At 34.6% G+C, this 18,116-nt stretch carries 21 protein-coding genes and 1 other RNA gene; 3 read left to right on the plus strand and 19 right to left on the minus strand.

Features of this window, described 5'->3' with window-relative positions; all coding sequences use genetic code 11:
- Positions 1-96 precede the first annotated feature (96 nt).
- Positions 97-1,017, plus strand: coding sequence for a bifunctional riboflavin kinase/FAD synthetase (locus QWT87_RS02230; RefSeq protein ID WP_302713209.1), 921 nt, complete (start codon positions 97-99; stop codon positions 1,015-1,017).
- Here QWT87_RS02230 and QWT87_RS02235 read toward each other — a convergent pair.
- Entirely contained in the window at positions 1,014-1,367 is a 354-nt protein-coding gene (locus QWT87_RS02235; RefSeq protein ID WP_185204611.1) for an MmcQ/YjbR family DNA-binding protein, read from the minus strand. The genes QWT87_RS02230 and QWT87_RS02235 overlap by 4 nt on opposite strands.
- A 94-nt stretch (positions 1,368-1,461) precedes the next feature.
- Between QWT87_RS02235 and QWT87_RS02240 the strand changes: the two genes are divergently transcribed.
- Positions 1,462-2,118: an NAD(P)H-binding protein gene (locus tag QWT87_RS02240; protein WP_116548094.1), complete on the plus strand. Its 657-nt coding sequence runs from the start codon at positions 1,462-1,464 to the stop codon at positions 2,116-2,118.
- A gap of 73 nt (positions 2,119-2,191) precedes the next feature.
- On the opposite strand, the gene QWT87_RS02245 is transcribed toward QWT87_RS02240, so the two are convergent.
- The 13 genes from QWT87_RS02245 to QWT87_RS02305 form a co-directional block, all read right to left on the minus strand.
- Positions 2,192-2,986 (minus strand): tetratricopeptide repeat protein, encoded by a 795-nt coding sequence (locus tag QWT87_RS02245; RefSeq protein ID WP_302713213.1) that lies wholly within the window; start codon positions 2,984-2,986, stop codon positions 2,192-2,194.
- Between the two features lie 61 nt (positions 2,987-3,047).
- On the minus strand, positions 3,048-3,626 hold the full coding sequence (locus QWT87_RS02250; RefSeq protein ID WP_076390161.1) for a glutathione peroxidase: 579 nt from the start codon (positions 3,624-3,626) through the stop codon (positions 3,048-3,050).
- 21 nt (positions 3,627-3,647) lie between these two features.
- The gene (locus QWT87_RS02255) at positions 3,648-4,310 is read right to left on the minus strand and encodes a histidine kinase (protein WP_076390160.1); all 663 of its coding nucleotides are present in this window, start codon (positions 4,308-4,310) and stop codon (positions 3,648-3,650) included.
- 90 nt (positions 4,311-4,400) lie between these two features.
- A complete protein-coding gene (kdsB, locus tag QWT87_RS02260) occupies positions 4,401-5,123 on the minus strand; it encodes a 3-deoxy-manno-octulosonate cytidylyltransferase (RefSeq protein WP_076390159.1) in 723 nt (240 codons plus the stop codon).
- Between the two features lie 16 nt (positions 5,124-5,139).
- Positions 5,140-5,730, minus strand: coding sequence for a hypothetical protein (locus QWT87_RS02265; protein WP_076390158.1), 591 nt, complete (start codon positions 5,728-5,730; stop codon positions 5,140-5,142).
- 66 nt (positions 5,731-5,796) lie between these two features.
- Positions 5,797-7,050 (minus strand): pyridoxal phosphate-dependent aminotransferase, encoded by a 1,254-nt coding sequence (locus tag QWT87_RS02270; RefSeq protein ID WP_116099159.1) that lies wholly within the window; start codon positions 7,048-7,050, stop codon positions 5,797-5,799.
- A 20-nt stretch (positions 7,051-7,070) separates the two neighbouring features.
- On the minus strand, positions 7,071-7,979 hold the full coding sequence (locus QWT87_RS02275) for a hypothetical protein (protein ID WP_185204617.1): 909 nt from the start codon (positions 7,977-7,979) through the stop codon (positions 7,071-7,073).
- A gap of 15 nt (positions 7,980-7,994) precedes the next feature.
- Positions 7,995-9,710 carry a phospho-sugar mutase gene (locus tag QWT87_RS02280; RefSeq protein ID WP_302713221.1) on the minus strand — a complete coding sequence of 572 codons (1,716 nt, stop codon included), beginning with the start codon at positions 9,708-9,710 and terminating at the stop codon, positions 7,995-7,997.
- A 77-nt stretch (positions 9,711-9,787) separates the two neighbouring features.
- Positions 9,788-10,069 (minus strand): four helix bundle protein, encoded by a 282-nt coding sequence (locus QWT87_RS02285; protein ID WP_302713223.1) that lies wholly within the window; start codon positions 10,067-10,069, stop codon positions 9,788-9,790.
- 149 nt (positions 10,070-10,218) lie between these two features.
- Entirely contained in the window at positions 10,219-10,920 is a 702-nt protein-coding gene (locus tag QWT87_RS02290; protein ID WP_302713225.1) for a GIN domain-containing protein, read from the minus strand.
- Positions 10,921-10,926: 6 nt separating this feature from the next.
- Positions 10,927-11,655: a DUF3667 domain-containing protein gene (locus tag QWT87_RS02295; protein WP_302713227.1), complete on the minus strand. Its 729-nt coding sequence runs from the start codon at positions 11,653-11,655 to the stop codon at positions 10,927-10,929.
- Between the two features lie 27 nt (positions 11,656-11,682).
- On the minus strand, positions 11,683-12,633 hold the full coding sequence (locus QWT87_RS02300) for a glycosyltransferase family 2 protein (protein WP_302713229.1): 951 nt from the start codon (positions 12,631-12,633) through the stop codon (positions 11,683-11,685).
- A 17-nt stretch (positions 12,634-12,650) separates the two neighbouring features.
- On the minus strand, positions 12,651-13,250 hold the full coding sequence (locus tag QWT87_RS02305; protein ID WP_185204623.1) for a DUF4199 domain-containing protein: 600 nt from the start codon (positions 13,248-13,250) through the stop codon (positions 12,651-12,653).
- A gap of 131 nt (positions 13,251-13,381) precedes the next feature.
- Here QWT87_RS02305 and ffs point away from each other — a divergent pair.
- Positions 13,382-13,479: signal recognition particle sRNA small type (gene ffs / locus QWT87_RS02310), an RNA gene on the plus strand.
- 105 nt (positions 13,480-13,584) lie between these two features.
- On the opposite strand, the gene QWT87_RS02315 is transcribed toward ffs, so the two are convergent.
- From QWT87_RS02315 to QWT87_RS02335, 5 genes are all read right to left on the minus strand, one after another.
- Positions 13,585-14,271 carry a metal-dependent hydrolase gene (locus QWT87_RS02315; RefSeq protein WP_302713232.1) on the minus strand — a complete coding sequence of 229 codons (687 nt, stop codon included), beginning with the start codon at positions 14,269-14,271 and terminating at the stop codon, positions 13,585-13,587.
- Between the two features lie 29 nt (positions 14,272-14,300).
- Positions 14,301-14,582, minus strand: a complete 282-nt coding sequence (locus tag QWT87_RS02320) for a hypothetical protein (protein ID WP_087710287.1) — start codon at positions 14,580-14,582, stop codon at positions 14,301-14,303.
- A 9-nt stretch (positions 14,583-14,591) separates the two neighbouring features.
- On the minus strand, positions 14,592-15,521 hold the full coding sequence (gene menA, locus QWT87_RS02325) for a 1,4-dihydroxy-2-naphthoate octaprenyltransferase (RefSeq protein ID WP_302713235.1): 930 nt from the start codon (positions 15,519-15,521) through the stop codon (positions 14,592-14,594).
- Between the two features lie 71 nt (positions 15,522-15,592).
- Entirely contained in the window at positions 15,593-16,429 is an 837-nt protein-coding gene (locus QWT87_RS02330) for a 1,4-dihydroxy-2-naphthoyl-CoA synthase (protein WP_076390536.1), read from the minus strand.
- A 625-nt stretch (positions 16,430-17,054) separates the two neighbouring features.
- Complete coding sequence (locus tag QWT87_RS02335) at positions 17,055-18,092, minus strand: tetratricopeptide repeat protein (RefSeq protein WP_087710290.1); 1,038 nt, start codon at positions 18,090-18,092, stop codon at positions 17,055-17,057.
- Positions 18,093-18,116: the final 24 nt, after the last annotated feature.

Below are 18,116 nucleotides of genomic sequence, written 5' to 3' on the forward strand. Positions count from 1 at the left end.
CAATATACCAATAAGTATAGATTAAAATATTGGCAAACTGTTATATTGATACATTGTTACATTATTTCCTATATTTGCAGTCAAAATTTTTCCGGTTTGAAAGTTTTCAAAAATTTTAAAGATTATACCTCTCAGAAGCCATTAGCGCTATCTTTGGGAATGTTCGACGGGGTTCATCTTGGGCATAAAAGTATTATTGATGAATTAATTAACGTAGGTTCACAGAACGATCTGGAAACCGCTGTCCTTACTTTCTGGCCGCATCCGAGATTTGTTTTTAACCCTGATGAAAATCTTAAACTTCTGAATACGTTGGAAGAAAAAAAATTTCTGATGGAAAAATACAACATCGAAAATTTATTTCTAAAGGAATTTGATGAGGAATTCAGAAATTTAATGGGAGAAGAATTTGTACGCCAGATTTTAATTGAGAAACTGAATGTAAAATATCTGATTATCGGTTACGACCATTCATTCGGAAAAAATAAAAGTGGCAATTTTGAACTGCTTCAGAAACTTTCAAAAGAGTTGGATTTTGAAGTTGAACAGATGGAAGCCATTAATATTCACGAGAATAACATCAGTTCTACAAAAATCCGCAATGCACTTTCAGCAGGAAATATTAAAGAAGCTAATGAAATGTTGGGATACTCCTACTCTGTTTCCGGCACTGTTGTTCACGGGAAGAAGATCGGAAGAACAATCGGTTATCCTACCGCCAATATCGAAACGGAATCCATTAAACTTTTGCCTAAAAAAGGAGCTTATATTGTTGAAGTTTTTGTAAAAAACCAACAGCATAAAGGAATGTTGAGCGTTGGAACCAACCCGACCGTAAATGGCGAAAAACTTACTGTGGAAGTTTATATTCTTGATTTTGAAGGAGATATTTATGATGAAGAAATTACCGTAAAATTCAGAGATTTTCTTCACGATGAAATTAAATTTGAAGGGCTTGAAAAATTAATTGAAAGACTTGATGATGATAAAAGATTAACGCAAGAGTATAATTTTTAACTGTTTAAAATTTCTTCTTTAACTTTTTTCGTCAAAGATTTAAAGACCAATTCATACGACTGATCGATCATTTTCAGAATTAAATCTTTTCTTAAACCGTCGATAACCACAGAGTTCCAATGGGTTTTGTTCATGTGATAAGCGCCCGTAATCTGAGGATGCTGCTCGCGAAGTTCTGCGCTCCATTCCGGATCGGTTTTTACATTGATTCCGAGAGGCTGTCTTTCAAGACCCATCAATAAAAATACTTTCGTTCCTACTTTTAGTACAAGTGTTTCATTATCAAAAGGAAAACTTTCGGTTACTCCTTTTTTCGATAAACAATAGTCCAGAATTTCGTTAGCGTCCATGCAGATTGGTTTAAAAATTGAGAGTTCAATATTATTAAAATTTTGTAAATTTAGTAGGGAAATTCTTCAATTATTAATTAAAATCAAATTCTTTATGAAAGCTTTAGTTATCGGCGCAACAGGTGCTACAGGAAAAGACCTTGTAAATCAGTTACTTCAGGATAAAGATTTTGAAGAAGTAAATATTTTTGTGAGAAAACCTCTTGAAATTGAAAATGATAAATTAAAAGTGCATATCGTCAACTTTGAAAAACCTGAAGAATGGAAAAGTGAAGTAAAAGGTGATGTTGCATTTTCCTGTCTCGGAACAACTCTAAAAGCTGCCGGAAGCAAGGAAGCACAGAGAAAAGTAGATTTTGATTACCAGTACGAATTTGCAAAAGCTGCCAAAGAAAATAATGTAGACGATTATATTCTGGTTTCTGCTTACGGAGCGAATCCCCAATCTAAAATTTTCTATTCTAAAATGAAAGGTGAACTGGAAGATGCTGTAAAACAGCTCCATTTCAATAAAATAACCATTTTCAAACCGGGAATGCTGGAAAGAAAAGATTCCGACAGAACGGGAGAAGTTTTGGGAAGCCGTATTATTAAATTTGCCAATAAACTAGGACTGTTAGAAAGTCAGAAACCTTTACCTACAGATGTTTTGGCAAAAGCAATGATTAATTCTTCCAAGATTAAAAGCAATGGATATTCCAGTATAAAATTGGGAAATATTTTTTGTTTTGCGGAGAAGAGTAATGATTAACTTTTGATTTCGACTCTATTTAACTATATTTTAACCAAATAGAGCCGAATACATTTTGAATCAGTTATACAAATTAACCAAACTCTGAATTTAACTTTTTTCTGATTTTCGGAACTATCACTTTATCTTTTACCTTATCATAAGTTTTTTGAGCTTTTTTGATAAGTTTTTCATCATTTTTACTTTTGCCTACTTTTATCAGTGCAAGTGCATATAAAGAAAGATATCCGTCATCTTTTTTATATGTTGAGTAAACGTCTTCAAGATATGGTAAAGCTACATCGTAGTTTTCTTTTAAGGTGTACAACATTCCGTACATATAAATAAGATCATCTTTAATTTTTCCTGAAGTATTGTATAAATTTTCGGCTTGCTTCAGATTTTTTAACCCATTATCATAGTCTCCCATGACAATAGAAGTATTATCAATTCCGTAATAGCCTTCAGGATTCTCGGGGAAATATTTTATTATTTCCTCATACTTTTGTCTAGCCTTATCCACCTTTCCGAATTTCATAAATTCTATGGCTAAATTCTGTTTGAAAATCGGAGCCTTATTTTGAGCGAGGCTATCTGCAACATAATATAAAGCAAGTGCTTCTTTGTGCATTTCCTGCAGTCTGAAAAAATATCCAGCCATAAAATAAGCATCACAGTATTTAGGATCTTTTTCTATTATTTTCAGAAGTAATGCCGTGATTCCTCCATAATACTGAGGGTATTTTAATCCTAAAAAAGCGGTCTCAAAGTTTTTTTTAGAATCTGCATGTTCCGGAGTGCAGTAATTCATTTTACCGGAAAAATAAAAATCCTGTGAAAATGTTTTAACTGAAAAAATCAGAATAAAAATGGTTAGTAGTTTTTTCATAAATTTTAAAAATAAAAAAAGTGGATCAAAATCCACTTTACAAAAATATATTTTTTTGATATTATTTCAAATACTTAGTAATCGCTTCGTCCGTTGGTTTTGTTGTACTTACGAAAGAATCGATTAGTTTTCCGTTTTCATCTACCAAAAATTTAGTAAAATTCCAAAGGATCGTTGTATTTTTTACTCCGTTTAAATCTTTTTCAGTTAAATATTGGAAGATTGGAGCAGTGTCACTTCCTTTTACTGAAACTTTAGCAGCCATCGGGAAAGTTACTCCGTAATTTTTCTGGCAGAAAGCTCCGATTTCTTTATTGCTTCCCGGTTCCTGACCTCCAAAATTGTTAGCAGGAAATCCTACCACTACCAATTTGTCTTTATACTCTTCAGCAACTTTTTCAAGATCAGCATATTGAGGAGTGAATCCACATTCTGAAGCGGTATTTACAATAAGGATTTTCTTTCCTTTAAAATCTGCAAAGTTAATCTGCTTTCCTTCTTCCAAGGCATCAACCTTAAAATCGTATATAGATTTTCCCATAAGTTCTTTGGTTTTGGCTTTAGATTCTTCACTTTTTTTCTGAGCGCAGCTGTTGAAAAATGCAACAACTGATAAGAACATTAAAAATAACTTTTTCATAACTCAATTTTATTATCTGATTTAAAATTTAAATGTATTGGCAGGAAATACCTTATTAATATCAATCCTGTTGATGAGCATTACGTAATCTCCGTCTTTCTTTGCACTGGAAGATTCTATCCTGAAAGGCATGGATAAATTTCCGACTTTTTTATAATCTGAATACGATAAAGTTTCATCTTTTTTTACTTCTTTCAGCAACATATAGTTTTTTGTGTCAAAATAATAGATGTTTTTGTTAACATTTTTCGTTAATTCCACTTTATGACAGTAAATATTTCCTACCACTTCTTTGCCTAAATATTTCGCCTCAAAACCTTTATTTTCCCAGTCTATGAAATCATTATCAAAGCTTTCTGCGACATATCCTGCATATTCCTGAACTTTGTTGGTCGCATAATTCATGGCATATCCTTTTGATCCGTCGTAGCCTTCAATGGCTGTATCTTTTCCGCTAATGGTAATGACGGTTTTGGTAAGATTCGGACGCTGCTGATAAATTTTGATAGGATATTCATCCTTGATTCCCAGAATAACTCTTCCCTGCAGCAATACTGAATTTAATAGTTTCCAATTGGTTAATCCTCCGGATAATTCAATGTTTTTATCAATAATTTCTTTGGCGGTCTGCGCAAAAAAGGACTGTGAAATAATCAGGACGAATACTAAAAGTAACTTCTTCATTAATTTTATTTTATCAATTCAAATATAAGGCTTTTTTAATTTGAAAAATTGAAAATGAAGCAATTTGAAAATGTGAATTACATCACGCTTTTAAATTAATCTTCTTGCTTTTTCAAGATCTTCCGGCGTATCTATTCCTACGCCAACGAAATTGGTTTCTATCATCTTGATTTTCATACCATATTCGAGATAGCGGATGCATTCTATCTTTTCTGAAATCTCCAAAGGTTTCATTTCCAGTTTTGAGAACTGGATCAAAGCGTGCTTTCTGAAGGCATAGACCCCAATATGTTTGAAATAATCAACATTATACGAAATTTCACGGTGGAAAGGAATCACAGAACGGCTGAAATACAGTGCAAAACCATTGTTGTCGGTAATTACTTTTACGTTATTCGGATTTTCAATCTCTTCTTTTTCAGTGAGTTTTATTTTCAATGAAGCCAAAGAAATCTCCTGATTGTCATCCTGATGAAAAACTTCAATTAATTGTTGTAAAGGTTCTAATTTTAAAAAAGGTTCATCTCCCTGAACATTGATCACAATATCACAGTCGATATTCTGCACCGCTTCGGCAATACGGTCGCTTCCGGTTTCATGTTGACCGGTCATTACGGCTTTTCCACCATTCTGAATGATTTCATCAAAAATAATTTCAGAATCTGTTGCCACAAAAACTTCATCAAAAAGACCTGTTTCTACAACATTCTGATAAGTGGTTGTGATAACGGTTTTATCTCCAAGCAACTGCATCAGTTTCGCCGGAAAACGGCTTGCTTCGTATCGTGCGGGAATAACTGCGATAATTTTCATTGATATTGTGATAAATTTAGTTTAAGTAATTAGCTAAAAAAATAATTCCGTAGATCCATGAAATGTAAAGAAACGAATAAAAAAATCCGAAACCGAAACTTTTCAAAAGATTTCCTCTGCAATGTTTTGAATTTTTAAATACCAACCGCAAAGCACGGAAAAAAATCCAGTACAGCATGGCTGCAAACAGTAGAATAACAACCCAGAAAAAGACCCCCAGAATATACAGGAGAAAAGTAAAAAGAACGGTAATAATTAACCACAAAATAATCGAAAGAATAATTCCCCCTATTCCATCGCCGACATCAGGCGGATCGAATTCAAACCCATCCAGTAAGGGCATTTTATCTGCTGCCGTCTTTACTCTTTTTTTATTCAGAATATTTCCCACATTTTCTTTAAGCTTCAAGCCAAAATACAAACCTAAACTTATAAAAAGAAAAAAGGCAACGGCTAAAATTGAAGTTGATAAAATAGAGTTCTGAAACAAAGATCTGTGAGAACCAACTCCGGAAATCCAGACACTTAAAACCACTAAAATAACAATTCCTAATGTGGAATAGCTCAAAAATTGAGTTTCGAGAAAGTATCTTTTAGGTAATCTCATTAAGGCTATAAGTCAAAAAAAGCTTCGCAAAGTATATTCACGAAGCTGTTTATTATATTTAATATTTTATTTTAAAGCGTTCAAAGCATTTTCCAGTTTTGGCATCATGACTTCAATTTCGTCGATTGCCAAACCTCCTACAGAAGCTCTGAACCAAGGTTCTGATTTTTCTTCCCCGAAAGCAGAGAAAGGAACCAAAGCAACACCTGCTTCATTGATTAAATAGAATACCAAATCTGAAGAGTTTTCAATTACTGTTCCGTCCGGTTTTGTTTTTCCTATATAATCTAATTTAATGGTAAGATAAAGCGCTCCCATTGGCTCGATGCTGTCAACAGAAAGTCCTTTTCCTTTCAAATCCTGAATTCCGCCGTGAAGAACTTTCAGGCTGGCTTCCAGTTTACCTTTAAAATCTTCAACAAATTCATTTACGTCCTCAGGATTTTCGTAATATTTTGCTGTTGCTTCCTGTTCTGGTTTTGGCGCCCAAGCTCCAACGTGCGTTAAAAGAGCTTTCATTTTGTCCATGATATGAACCGGACCAAATCCCCATCCTACACGAACTCCAGTAGCCGCAAGACATTTTGAAATACCGTCGATATACACCGTAAATTCTTTCATTTCAGGGAAAAGAGAAACCGGATCTACGTGTTCTGCCCCAAAAGTAAGGTTAGAATAAATCTGGTCGTACATTAAATATAGAGGCTTTTCGTCTTCACCTCTTTTCTTATTTTCCGCTAAAACCAGTTCGCAGATTTCTGCAAGCTGATCTTTTGTAAACATGGTTCCGGTAGGATTCAAAGGTGAACAAAGTGCCAATAAAACTGCTCCTTCCAGATGTGGTCTAAGATCATCTGCAGTCGGAAGGAAATTGTTTTCCGGAGTGGTTTTTACTTCTACGGCATTGGCAGAAGTAAGGTAAGCGTAATGATTATTGTTCCAGGACGGAATCGGATACACTACTTTATCCCCTTCGTCCACGATTGTTTTGTATACCGCATAGATCAAAGGTCTTGAACCTGCCGTAATTAAAATATCGTTGGGAGAATAATCTAAATTCCATCTGGTTTTTAAATCTTTGGAAACTTCTTTTCTTAAAGATAAAAGTCCGTTTGCTGGCGGATAATTTGTCAGATTATTCTGATATGCTTTCTGAATTTCTTCCTTCAATTTTGCCGGAATCGGATAAATATTAGAATTTAAATCACCAATCGTAAGATTCGCGATTTCTGCTCCTTTTGCCTTTAAATCATTTACTTCATTACCAATTTTTACAATTTCAGAACCAATCAGGTTCGCCGCTAATTTTGAAACTTTCACTTTATTTTATTTAAATTTATTTAATATTCTCTTCTAATATTTATTTTTCTTACAATTTCTTCTTCAGGAACTTTTGCATCCAGAAGGCTGATTAATTCTTTTGCCTTTTTAGCTACAGCAGAATTCGGATATTTCTTTATGATCCTATTGAATTCTTTCCTGTTTTCGTCATATATCGTTCCATCCAAAAACTCGTAAGTTGGTGTATTCTCCATACCGAATAAATAATCATACAAATAATTATTGTATATTTCTTTTACTCTGGAAATCAATGAACTTTTAGGATATTTTTTTATAAAATTTTCCCAGAAAACAGTTCTTTCTCCTAACTCTTTCCATGAAATTACCAATCCTGCATCCGCCGAATAAAGACCTTCGCTTTCTTTCGCTAACTGCCCGATATACGTATTATAATCCGGAGTTACTTTGTCTTTAAATACAGAAAAATAATGATCCGGCACCGAATGTATTTCGGTATATCCTTCTCCTACTTCTGTAAATTCAAGATCAGCTTTCTTCAGTTCGGCAATCAGTTTCTTTATATTTTCAGGAAACTTGTAACTGTTGCTTTCGGAATCATAATAATTCACATATTCTTCAAGGATCTTATTCAGACTTTCGCTTAAACAGTCTGTATATTTTTCACGAATCCTGATATAATCTTCGTATAATTTATCATTCTGTTCAGGTGAATTCTGAGTAATTTCTTTTTCAGTTTTCTGCTGATACCACTGAAAAGCTGAAATATAATCTTCCGTCTTGTTCTTGGAAGAACAGACAGTATCAATAGGCTTAAACGAATCCTCTTTTGTTTCTGCTTTTGAAACGGTGTTTTTTTCTATCTTTCCTACAGAAGTTTTTGGGGCTTCTTTTTTGCAGGAAAAAATAAAAATCAACAGAATAAAAGCCGCTAAAATTCTTTTTATCATGAAGATCGAATGAAATTAATCTAATTTCAAATCCTTTCTTACTTCTTCTATTTTTGCTTCTAAAGATTTCAATTTATCTCTGAAATCTGCTTCAGAAGTAATAGAATCTTTTACAGAAATATAAAATTTAATCTTCGGTTCTGTTCCGGAAGGTCTTACGCAGACTTTGGTTCCGTCCTGAGTGTAATAAATCAATACATTCGATTTCGGAATATCGTTCATTACTTGCTTCTCACCTTTTGAAACAATGAAATTAGTCTGTTCTTTAAAGTCTTTTACCTCTTCAACCAATGAACCAGCCAATTCTTTTGGAGGATTTTCACGGAAGTTTTTCATCATATTCTGGATTTCTTCTGCTCCGTCTCTTCCTTTTCTTACCAGATTTACCAATCCTTCATAATACATTCCCAATTCCTGATAAATTTCAATCATGTATTGATACATCGTTCTTCCGTTGGCTTTACACCACGCTGCAATTTCGCAGGCTAAAACAATACTTCCGCAAGAATCTTTATCACGAACGAAGTCTCCCGTCATGAAACCGAAACTTTCTTCACCACCGCAAACGAATTTTTCTTTTCCTTCGAAATCACGGATCATTTTTCCGATCCATTTAAATCCGGTTAGTCCAACTTTACAGTCAACACCGAATTTCTGTGCAATATCAAAGAAAATATCTGAAGTTACAATGGTAGAACCGATGAATTCTTTTCCGGTGATTCTATCCTGCTTTCTCCATTCGTTTAAAATATAATACGTAAGGATCGTATTGGTCTGATTTCCATTTAACAATTCAATTTCACCGTCAAGATTTCTTACTGCAATTCCCAGTCTGTCACCATCCGGATCTGTTCCGATCACGATGTCTGCATTGGTAATTTTTGCCAGATCCATTGCCATTTCCAAAGCGGCCGGTTCTTCAGGATTTGGAGAGTCTACCGTTGGGAAATTTCCGCTTGGGATCATTTGTTCTCTTACCAGATCAATTTTTTTGAATCCTGCTTTTTCCAATGCTTTCGGAACGGTTGTATAAGTTGTTCCGTGGATGGATGTGAAAACGATGTTTAAATTTTCTTTTCCAACATTCTGATAGGTAGAATTTTCGATACATGCATCAATATACACATCATCCTGCTCTTCCCCGATCCATTCGATTAAATCATCATTTCCGTTGAATTTAATATCTTCAAATTTTGTAGAATAAACTTCATTGATGATTGCTTCATCATGTGGCGGAACAATCTGCGCACCGTCGTTCCAGTATACTTTGTAACCGTTGTATTCCGGCGGGTTGTGGGAAGCCGTTAAAACAATTCCTCCGTGACATTTTTTATTTCTCACGGTAAATGACAATTCAGGAGTCGGTCTGTGATCCTTGAAAAGCAAGACTTTAATTCCGTTTGCCGTTAAAACATCAGCCACCAGTTTTCCGAATTCTTTCGAGTTATTTCTTACGTCATAAGCAATTGCCACTTTAATTTCTTCTCCCTGAAACTGCTTTAACATATAATTGGCAAGTCCCTGTGTTGCCTGACCTAATGTATATTTATTTAAACGGTTGGTTCCGACACCCATAATTCCCCTCATTCCTCCTGTTCCGAATTCCAGTTCTCTGTAAAAAGAGTCTTCCAGATCAGGCGAATTGCTGTCGATTAATTCCTGAACAGCGTTTCTTGTTTCCTCATCAAATGTTTCGCCCAACCAAAGTTTTGCTTTTTCTAATGTTGTCATATTTGTATGTTTTTTTAGCTGGATGCTGGAAGTTAGAAGCCGGAAGTCTATTTCCAGCATAAGCTTTCCAGCATTTATTATTCTTTTATTTGGTTTCTAAAAGCTATTATCTGATTCATAAGATTATAGCTCTCATTGTATAATTTATTAAAATCCTCTTCTGAAATATAATTTCTATTCTTTGCTTTATAAAGGCAGGTTACAATTTCTGCTAAAGAACGAATTGAATATCCTAAAAATTTTCTGAACTCTGCTTTAGACTGTAAAATACTCCCTTCAGAAATATTTAATGCAACTGAATCAGAAGCTCTTCTGATTTGAGAAGTTAAATTAAAGGCTTCGTCTTTAGGAAATTGCAAAGTAAGCTAAAAAATACTTTCTCCAAACTCCATTGATTTTTGCCAAATAATTAACTTTTCAAATTTAAAACTCATTTGTATTATGTTGATTAACAGATTGAAAAATTCAAATCCTCTAAACTTCCATCATCCAGCCTCCAACTTCCTAATTAGTCTAATTTCTTATTTTCCACTCTCGTACTTTTATCAATTTTAAACGCCCTAATCGGATCATTATAATACACAAATTTTGCTGTATTCTGAATATGTCCTTTTAAGGAATCTTTTACATTCACTTCGGCGTAATTTCCGTTTTTAGAATCGATATTCAGGTTTTCAATTTTCCAGTAAGGAGCGATTAAACTTGCTGTATCAGATACTTTAATGACAGCATCTTTGGTTTGCCCCAGAAAATTGGCTCTGCTTCGGTTCATCATTTCCACTTCTACTCTTCTTGTATTTACCGAACCCATAAATGTAGCATAATTTTTTAAATTAAGCTTAAAATTATCGGTCTTAATTTCGCTTGAAATGTTCATTTCTACAGAATCCGAAGCGGTAACTTTTTCAAGATTGTATTTTGAATAGATCGTTACATTATAAAAATCAACTCCTTTTGTTCCTCGTTTTTCTTTGATGGTTAAGGTTTTATCTTTTACATCCACCTCAAGATTATCGGCGACATTAGGATAGGTTTCGATTTCTATAAAATTTTTGTTTCCCCTTGCGTAAAAAACACGGAATTTCCCTTCCAGATCAAGGTTTACAAATTCTGAAACATCTACGTCCTTCCTTTCAATATTTCCTTTCGGAGAAACTTTTCCGCAGGAAACCGCAGAAGCTATTATGATGATTAAAAATATTTTTTTCATTTTAAATTATAGGAATTTTTCAATAAACAACATTAAAAAAAGAACTTCTGAAAGAACTAATATATAAAATACGAGAAGTCTCCAAGCCAATCCTGCCCAAGAGTATTTTTTCCTGAATGCATTTATATAAACGAATGCAGGAAAGAAAATAAATGCAGTTTCCAAAACCCTGTCAATACCATCAGAAATTCCTGAAAGAGGTTTGTAAGTTCCCATGATACTGATGAGATCATCCGTGAGAAAAAAAACAAGAATCCCGATTAAACTTATAGTAGCAATTACAAAATGTTCTGCAAGATTAAATTTTATTTTTTTGAAGACAATCCACCCGTTACAGGCAAGAATAGGAATCAGAAGCAATAATGTTGCTTTTGAATATTTTGTGAAAAAATCTATGGTTTTAGAATCTTCTGCTTTTAGATCTATTTTAGCAGTATCAACATACAGATGAAAGGCTATAACGTTAAACCCAAAAAGAATAAGCAACAGCGAAATAAAATTATAATACCTTATTCTTTTTCCACTGATGTAATTGGTTGCGGTTATTCCGGGTTTTATTAAAATTTCTTTCAACGTATTCAAAAACCTTGCTTCGACATGCCATATAGAGCCTAAAACATCATTTTTAATGAATAAAACCGGGGTTATTCTTGCCGTGTCAGATTTCTGTCCGCAATGAGCACAATACTCATCGGAAACCGAATGACCACAGTTCAGACAACGCTTTTTATTCATATTGAATGATTACATCTATTTTTTCTGTTAAATTACTTCATCAATATTATAATTTTTATGTTCTCTGTTGGTTCTTATGATCATTTCACCTAAAAATCCTGCAATAAAAAGCAATGTTCCCATGATCATCATGGTTAAAGCGATAAAAAACCACGGATTATTGGTAATTAAATGACCATAAATTCCTCTTGCCACATCAATCAGCTTTGAAACACCCAGCCAAAGTGCAGAGAGAAAACCAAAGATAAACATTAAAGTTCCTACCGCTCCGAAGAAATGCATCGGTCTTCCTCCAAAACGACTTACAAACCAAAGCGTTACTAAATCCAGAAATCCTCTGATAAATCTTTCGGTTCCGAATTTTGAAGTTCCGTAAGGTCTCGCCTGATGCTGTACTTCTTTTTCTGTAATTCTTCTGAATCCTGCATTGGCAGCCAAAACAGGAATGTAACGGTGCATATCTCCGTAAACATCAATAGATTTTACGACCTGCTTTTTGTAAGCTTTCAGTCCGCAGTTGAAATCGTGAAGATAAACACCGGAGACTTTTCTGGCTGCCGCATTGAATAATTTCGACGGTACGTTTTTCGTCATTACATTATCGAAACGCTTCTTTTTCCAGCCGGAAACAATGTCGTAATTATCCTGAACAACCATATTGTATAATTCAGGGATTTCTTCCGGAAAATCCTGTAAATCAGCATCCATGGTGATGATGACATCGCCGTTTGTTCTTTCAAAAGCAGCATGAAGCGCCTGAGATTTTCCGTAATTTTTAGAAAATTTAATTCCGTGGATCTGAGGATGCTGTACTTTCAGATTCTCGATAATGCTCCACGAAAGATCCGTACTACCATCGTCTACAAACCAGATTTCATAAGATAAACTGTTTGATTTACAAACGTTATCAATCCTCGAAAAAAGCTCTTCCAGTGAGGCTTCCTCATTCAGTAACGGAATAACTATAGATAAATTCATTTAATTTTAATAAAAAATTATTCTTGGTTTTGTTCTTCCTGATAGATTGTTTTTGTTCTGAAAAACGCTCCGAAAAACACTGACAAAACTACGTAAAATATAAGAATTGCCGCAAAATATCCTGAAAAATGACTTGCAGTAAGCATATCTTTTCCTTTCACCGCCTCCGGAGAGAAGCTTGGAAGCCTTTCTTTGTACTTTTTATCTAGTTCATCAATGTCTTTCTGGTGCTTTAAAACTTTTCTTGCGGAATAATATTCTTTATCCATTTCCGCTTTCTGTCTTGTCACATACTGATAATTCAGCAGCTTTTTTGCATCTGTATCCACAAAATTTAAGAAAGCATAAATGCTGAAAATGGATAAAATTCCCCCGATAAACATGGGAACGAAAGCTCTTTTAAATGCTTCTTTAAAGCTCACCGTTCTATGGCTGCTCCAGTATGATTTTACCGACCAGAATGCGGCTCCCGCATACAGAATCGGCAAAACGAAAGCATTGGCTTTCAATGAAATATCAAAATAATTAACTCCTGAAAAGAAGTAATACACCACGAAAAAAACAATCATCGTAGCGCCAAACAGTAAAATTCCTAATGTGGAAGGGCTCTTCGTCATATCTAATTTTTTTGAAAATTTTTGAAAAATTATTGGTCTGAATTTCAGCAAACTACCTCTGCAAGCCAATTTTTTCCATTAATTTTCTTTAATAAAGTTTTGAGTTTTGCAAAATATTCCTACCTTTGCAACGGCAAGTCCTAAACAACCAGCTCCTGAGAATCCTCCAGGGTGGGAACGCAGCAAAGGTAATTGGTCGTAGCGGTGTGATTTAGGTAGCTTGCCATTTTTTATTGGTTTAAGTTGAAGAGAGGTAATTTGATAATTATCTTTTTTTGTTTTTATATACTTCAACATTTTGATTCTTGTTTTCAAATTACCTCCCAACATTTATTTAAAATTCGAACGTCTCTCCCAGTTTTGGTAAAACAAGTTCTACATTTTTATCTTCAAAATGCTTTAATGCACTTTCATGATTAATTTCAATAGCAGGGAAAGTATCAAAATGACATCCGATTACTTTTGGAGTTTTTAATAATTCTGATGCTGCAAATGCTGCCTTTCTCGGGCACATTGTGTAGTGACTTCCGATCGGAAGGATGGAAAGGTCTAAATTACCGTATAACCTTGGAAACAGCTCCATATCTGCCATTACTCCGGTATCTCCTGCCATATATAGGTTTTTACCTTCAGGAAGTCTGAAAATATAGCCTACAGGAACGCCGCCATAGCTTCCGTCCGGAAACGAACTTGTATGATGAGCCGGAACCATAGAAATTTTAAGATCATCGATTTTTGCTGATCCTCCTAAGTTGACATCGTCTGTATTTTTTGCATTTTTAAAGTATCCGCAGATTTCGGGAACTGCAATAAGTGTTGCTTCAGGATGATGCTGTAAAACTTCCTCTACATCCGCAATGTGATCTCCATGAGCGTGAGTCAATAAAATATAATCGATTTTCTGTGCAGAAATATCGAATCCTGACTCCGCCTTTTTATAGTTGTAGAATGGATCTGATAATATTGTTTTGTCTTTGTAGGTGAACAAAAAGCAATTTTGTCCTAAGTATTGTATTTTCATTTTAATTTATTTAAAAATTATATTTTGATTTAGTCTGAAATTGTTGAATTAAATAAAATCTGAAATATCATGAAGCCGGTAAGCATCAAGATAAAAATCTGGATAATAAGGAATTCCTTTATCAGCTTTATTTTTCCTGCTAAAAAAAGCACCGCCATAACCGCGTTTGCCAAAACAGCAATCAGGATTAAAAATGGCAGAAAGGCAATCTCTGAGAAAGACGCCCCATCCTGCATTTCATTAATTAAACTGTAAATTATAATGAATGCTGCTGCTACGGATAAACAGGAGGTAATTTTTAAAGCTGTCATATTATTATTTTAACCAAACAGATTAAGTCCTGCTGCGGTAAGAGCTGCAATCATAAAGGTCATGATTCCTACCTGTTTCAGGAAAGGATCCAGTTCTCTCGGATTTTTTACGGTCATAATCTTTCTTCTGATTTTCATTAAAGGAATCATTAAGATCATCACAATAAACACTTTGTAATTCTGCGTCTGGAAAAAACCATTGACTCCTAAGAACAACAAAATTAAGATCAGAGGAAGCTGTAAAAGAATTATTTCATAAATCATTGCATTTTTGAAACCGATTCTCAGTGCAAAGCTGTTTTTCCCTGATTGTTTATCGCTTTCGATGTCTCTCATATTGTTCAGGTTCAGAACAGCCATGCTCATCATTCCGATCGCCGTTCCGGGCAGTAACATATCCCAGCTGAACGATTTGGTAAACAGGAAATAACTTCCGCAGACAGAAACCAGACCGAAGAAAATAAATACAAAAATATCTCCCAATCCCATGTATCCGTAAGGCTTTTTACCCACCGTATAACCAATTGCCGCTAAAATGCTTAAGATTCCCAAACCGATGAATATGTAAAATTCATTCATATAATTGGGAATAAACGCCACATATAAAAGGGCTACTGTTGCTATAAATGATAAAACGGAGAAAAGAATAACTGCATTTCTCATCTGTTTTGCCGTAATTTTTCCTGAGGCTACTGCTCTTGCTTCTGCTTCTGTCGCTCTTTTGGCATCGGTTCCTTTTATTCCGTCTCCGTAATCATTGGCGTAGTTTGAAAGAATCTGGTATAATAAAGTTACGACTAATGCCAAAGCAAAAATTCTCCAGTCCCAGATTCCGCCTTCACCATAAAGCCTCCATTTTGCAATGAAAGCTCCCATAATAATTCCGCTGAGCGACAGCGGCAACGTTCTAAGCCTTGCGGCTTTTATCCAATCTTTCATATGTATAGGTAATGAGTAATTGGTAATAAGTAATGTTCTTATTGCTCATTACTCATTGCCAATTACTTATGTTAAGATATCCATTGATCGTCTCCGAAATTCGGTTTTCTTTTTTCGAGAAATGCGTTTCTTCCTTCTTTTGCTTCCTCCGTCATGTATGCTAAACGCGTTGCTTCACCTGCGAAAACCTGCTGCCCAACCATTCCGTCGTCTGTAAGGTTCATGGCAAATTTCAGCATTCTGATGGAAGTCGGAGATTTTGCAAGAATTTCCTGTGCCCATTCATAAGCTGTATCTTCCAGTTCTGCATGAGGAACCACTTTATTTACCATCCCCATTTCGAAAGCTTCCTGTGCTGAATAATTTCTGCCTAAAAAGAAAATTTCACGGGCTTTTTTCTGTCCTACCATTTTTGCAAGATAAGCAGATCCGTAACCACCGTCGAAACTGGTAACATCGGCATCAGTTTGTTTAAAAATTGCGTGTTCTTCACTCGCTAAAGTTAAATCGCAAACCACATGAAGCGAGTGTCCTCCACCAACAGCCCAACCCGGAACTACCGCGATTACGACTTTTGGCATAAAACGGATGAGACGCTGAACTTCAAGAATATTTAAACGGTGTCTTCCGTCTTCTCCTACATACCCTTGATGTCCTCTTGCTTTCTGATCTCCACCGCTGCAAAATGCCCAACCTCCGTCTTTCGGACTTGGCCCTTCTCCTGAAAGCAGGACAACTCCAATTTTCGGGTCTTCATAAGCGTCATAAAAAGCATCGTATAATTCTGAGGTTGTTTTTGGTCTGAAAGCGTTACGAACTTCCGGTCTGTTGAAAGCAATTCTCGCTACCCCATTACATTTTTTGTACGTAATATCTTCGTATTCTTTGGCGGTTTTCCACTCAATCATTTTTGTAAAAATTTTTCTCAAAGATACGGAATTGCAGAGAATTTTAACATTGATTTTTGATGATAATCGTTGGAATTTTGGTTCTAATATTAGCTGTTTTTATGCTTGAAATTATTTTAACCTGAGTTCGGGATAAGTCTTATTAAGCGCAACGTTAAACAAAGAGATTCAATTATCAGGAATTAAGCTTTTAAGATATACAAAGGCGTAAAACTTATCTAAGTAATACTATTTTTGTCTTTTTTAAATAAACGAAGTGCTTTTGTTTAGCTTACCAACTTTCAATAAGTAAAAAATCTTTTGTTTTTCTTTGCAATAAATTAGTATAATGCGATAAATCGACTATTTAAATTTATTTCTTATCCGAACTAAGGTTAATATTATATACTTTTTGGCTGAAAAAATTGAATAATGCTGAATATTTGGAAACTAAAATACAAAACCCGAATTTTTTTTTGAAGATTAAATTTGGGCAATAGAAACAGATTCTTCAATATACTTCGCTTCTTTCGGAATGACAGCTATCTAATACTACATTATTAAAGCAAGAAAATATTTGTTTCTACTGAATAAAAAAACCGAAACAAGGATGTTCCGGTTTATATTTAATTGTAAGTATCTGAAATTATTTAGCTGGCTGCTTTGCTGCCAATTCAGCTTCTTTAGCTTTCATTTCGTTATACTTGGCTGTATTTTTAGATGTATTGTACACATCCTTCATTACCTGAACAGCTGTAATATCGTTTGGTAATGCCTGAAGCCATTTTTCCCCGTAAGGAATTGCTTTTGTAAACCTTTCTTTTCTTGCTTCAATTAATTTTGTAGCATCGTCCGGTTTTGTTTTTCTTAATGCATTGATCTCAGATACAGCTTTTTCATCGTCTCCGATTACTGTGTATACTAAATTCTGATAAGCATTAGCGAAATCCGGCTTCAATTCAATTGCTTTCTGGAAAGATGCGATGGCTTCTGTTGACATTGCAGGATCTTTTGCCTGAAGAACTCCTAAATTGTACCAGTTGGTCGCATCATTAGGGTTTTTAGCCAATTGTTCCTTTAAATTTGCCATGAATTTTTCTGTATTTCCGGATGCATACAGTGCACTTCCCTGATATTCTTTCAGTTTTGAGCTGTTCGGAAATTTAGCCAGTCCTTTTTCAATTAATGCTAAAGCTTCATCGTTTTTCTTTGCATTGATTAATAAAGTGGCTAAAGTTTCATATAAATCCTGCTCAACACTTGGAGACTGTTCGGTTTTAAAATCTGAATAGTCTTTTGATGATGTTTTCTTTAATAATTCCCAGGTATTTTTATCATAACTGGCAACCTGACCTGTTTTGTTGTCTTTTGCCGTATAAGTTGTTTCAACACCTGTATAACCGGAACTGATCAAATCTGTATATATTTTTGTAGCCTGAGGAATATCGTTTGCTAACGCATAATTCAATCCTGAGTAATACATATATACTTTATTGTCCTGTCCGTTAGCTTTCAACAAGTTGTAAACTTCCATAAACTTAGGCGCTGCCGCTGCATAGTTTTTTGCATTATAAGCATCCATTGCAACTTTATTAGCTTCCTGAAGTTTAGCGTTAGTATCTTCTTTTTGTCCAAAAACAAAAGCAGATGCCACGATAGCTATCCCTAAAATTAGCTTTTTCATAATCACTATTTTATATTAATTGTA

The sequence above is a fragment of the Chryseobacterium urinae genome (assembly GCF_030518295.1).
GTDB lineage: Bacteria > Bacteroidota > Bacteroidia > Flavobacteriales > Weeksellaceae > Chryseobacterium > Chryseobacterium mucoviscidosis.

What these genes read in the sequence shown, in the direction of transcription:
- QWT87_RS02330 (WP_076390536.1), bottom strand. Translation starts at nt 16,429, where the DNA reads ATGATTGAGTGGAAAACCGCCAAAGAATACGAAGATATTACGTACAAA.
- QWT87_RS02235 (WP_185204611.1), bottom strand. Translation starts at nt 1,367, where the DNA reads ATGGACGCTAACGAAATTCTGGACTATTGTTTATCGAAAAAAGGAGTA.
- QWT87_RS02335 (WP_087710290.1), bottom strand. Translation starts at nt 18,092, where the DNA reads ATGAAAAAGCTAATTTTAGGGATAGCTATCGTGGCATCTGCTTTTGTT.
- QWT87_RS02295 (WP_302713227.1), bottom strand. Translation starts at nt 11,655, where the DNA reads ATGAATAAAAAGCGTTGTCTGAACTGTGGTCATTCGGTTTCCGATGAG.
- QWT87_RS02245 (WP_302713213.1), bottom strand. Translation starts at nt 2,986, where the DNA reads ATGAAAAAACTACTAACCATTTTTATTCTGATTTTTTCAGTTAAAACA.
- QWT87_RS02265 (WP_076390158.1), bottom strand. Translation starts at nt 5,730, where the DNA reads ATGAGATTACCTAAAAGATACTTTCTCGAAACTCAATTTTTGAGCTAT.
- QWT87_RS02250 (WP_076390161.1), bottom strand. Translation starts at nt 3,626, where the DNA reads ATGAAAAAGTTATTTTTAATGTTCTTATCAGTTGTTGCATTTTTCAAC.
- menA (WP_302713235.1), bottom strand. Translation starts at nt 15,521, where the DNA reads ATGAAAGATTGGATAAAAGCCGCAAGGCTTAGAACGTTGCCGCTGTCG.
- QWT87_RS02275 (WP_185204617.1), bottom strand. Translation starts at nt 7,979, where the DNA reads ATGATAAAAAGAATTTTAGCGGCTTTTATTCTGTTGATTTTTATTTTT.
- QWT87_RS02315 (WP_302713232.1), bottom strand. Translation starts at nt 14,271, where the DNA reads ATGAAAATACAATACTTAGGACAAAATTGCTTTTTGTTCACCTACAAA.
- QWT87_RS02320 (WP_087710287.1), bottom strand. Translation starts at nt 14,582, where the DNA reads ATGACAGCTTTAAAAATTACCTCCTGTTTATCCGTAGCAGCAGCATTC.
- QWT87_RS02280 (WP_302713221.1), bottom strand. Translation starts at nt 9,710, where the DNA reads ATGACAACATTAGAAAAAGCAAAACTTTGGTTGGGCGAAACATTTGAT.
- kdsB (WP_076390159.1), bottom strand. Translation starts at nt 5,123, where the DNA reads ATGAAAATTATCGCAGTTATTCCCGCACGATACGAAGCAAGCCGTTTT.
- QWT87_RS02290 (WP_302713225.1), bottom strand. Translation starts at nt 10,920, where the DNA reads ATGAAAAAAATATTTTTAATCATCATAATAGCTTCTGCGGTTTCCTGC.
- QWT87_RS02255 (WP_076390160.1), bottom strand. Translation starts at nt 4,310, where the DNA reads ATGAAGAAGTTACTTTTAGTATTCGTCCTGATTATTTCACAGTCCTTT.
- QWT87_RS02300 (WP_302713229.1), bottom strand. Translation starts at nt 12,633, where the DNA reads ATGAATTTATCTATAGTTATTCCGTTACTGAATGAGGAAGCCTCACTG.
- QWT87_RS02305 (WP_185204623.1), bottom strand. Translation starts at nt 13,250, where the DNA reads ATGACGAAGAGCCCTTCCACATTAGGAATTTTACTGTTTGGCGCTACG.
- QWT87_RS02240 (WP_116548094.1), top strand. Translation starts at nt 1,462, where the DNA reads ATGAAAGCTTTAGTTATCGGCGCAACAGGTGCTACAGGAAAAGACCTT.